The organism is Streptomyces sp. NPDC021093 (assembly GCF_044333135.1).
Lineage (GTDB): Bacteria > Actinomycetota > Actinomycetes > Streptomycetales > Streptomycetaceae > Streptomyces.
The window spans coordinates 2,086-3,310 of sequence record NZ_JBIRQJ010000024.1 but is presented as its reverse complement, the minus strand read 5'-3'; the positions used below and the strand labels follow the sequence as shown (position 1 = coordinate 3,310).

General features: G+C 55.3%; 1 rRNA gene (cut by a window edge). It reads right to left on the bottom strand.

Annotation, left to right across the window (positions count from 1 at the left end):
• Positions 1-49: 49 nt before the first annotated feature.
• Positions 50-1,225: ribosomal RNA gene (locus tag ACH4SP_RS42470) — 23S ribosomal RNA — on the bottom strand (it continues 2,028 nt past the right edge of the window).

Here is a 1,225-nt window from a genome sequence, read left to right as displayed (position 1 = left end):
CACAGGACTGTTCGTTATTTCAGAACTAACACAGTGGACGCGAGCAACTGAGGACAAGCCCTCGGCCTATTAGTACCAGTCAGCTCCACCCGTTACCGGGCTTCCACATCTGGCCTATCAACCCAGTCGTCTACTGGGAGCCTTAACCCCTCAAAGGGGGTGGGAATACTCATCTCGAAGCAGGCTTCCCGCTTAGATGCTTTCAGCGGTTATCCTTTCCGAACGTAGCCAACCAGCCATGCCCTTGGCAGGACAACTGGCACACCAGAGGTTCGTCCGTCCCGGTCCTCTCGTACTAGGGACAGCCCTTCTCAATATTCCTACGCGCACAGAGGATAGGGACCGAACTGTCTCACGACGTTCTAAACCCAGCTCGCGTACCGCTTTAATGGGCGAACAGCCCAACCCTTGGGACCGACTCCAGCCCCAGGATGCGACGAGCCGACATCGAGGTGCCAAACCATCCCGTCGATATGGACTCTTGGGGAAGATCAGCCTGTTATCCCCGGGGTACCTTTTATCCGTTGAGCGACAGCGCTTCCACAAGCCACTGCCGGATCACTAGTCCCGACTTTCGTCCCTGCTCGACCCGTCGGTCTCACAGTCAAGCTCCCTTGTGCACTTACACTCAACACCTGATTGCCAACCAGGCTGAGGGAACCTTTGGGCGCCTCCGTTACTCTTTAGGAGGCAACCGCCCCAGTTAAACTACCCATCAGACACTGTCCCTGATCCGGATCACGGACCTAGGTTAGACATCCAGCACGACCAGAGTGGTATTTCAACGGCGACTCCACCATGACTGGCGTCACAGCTTCAAAGTCTCCCACCTATCCTACACAAGCCGAACCGAACACCAATATCAAACTGTAGTAAAGGTCCCGGGGTCTTTCCGTCCTTCTGCGCGAAACGAGCATCTTTACTCGTAGTGCAATTTCACCGGGCCTATGGTTGAGACAGTCGAGAAGTCGTTACGCCATTCGTGCAGGTCGGAACTTACCCGACAAGGAATTTCGCTACCTTAGGATGGTTATAGTTACCACCGCCGTTTACTGGCGCTTAAGTTCTCAGCTTCGCACACCCGAAAGTGCACTAACCGGTCCCCTTAACGTTCCAGCACCGGGCAGGCGTCAGTCCGTATACATCGCCTTACGGCTTCGCACGGACCTGTGTTTTTAGTAAACAGTCGCTTCTCGCTGGTCTCTGCGGCCACCCCCAGCTCATG